The following is a 244-nucleotide window of genomic DNA, read 5'->3' on the forward strand; positions in this document are numbered from 1 at the left end:
CACTTTCTGATCCTGATGTGCTTTCTGAGTCACTTGTACTTACCGACTCTGAGTCACTTCCACTCGTTGATGCTGACTCACTATCTGATGTGCTTGCGCTTGCTGAGTCTGAGTCACTTTCGCTCGTTGATGTTGACTCACTATCTGAGGTGCTTGCACTTGCTGACTCTGAGTCACTTTCGCTTGTTGATGTTGACTCACTGTCTGACGTGCTCGCGCTTGCTGAGTCTGAAAGACTCTCACT

1 protein-coding gene is annotated in these 244 nt (G+C 48.4%); it reads right to left on the reverse strand.

Annotated elements, in window-relative coordinates; translation table 11 throughout:
- Positions 1–244, reverse strand: a 244-nt coding sequence (locus CD128_RS08655; protein WP_231917281.1) for a hypothetical protein, incomplete at both ends; no start/stop codon positions are given.

This window comes from Staphylococcus croceilyticus (assembly GCF_002902575.1).
Classification (GTDB): Bacteria; Bacillota; Bacilli; order Staphylococcales; family Staphylococcaceae; genus Staphylococcus; species Staphylococcus croceilyticus.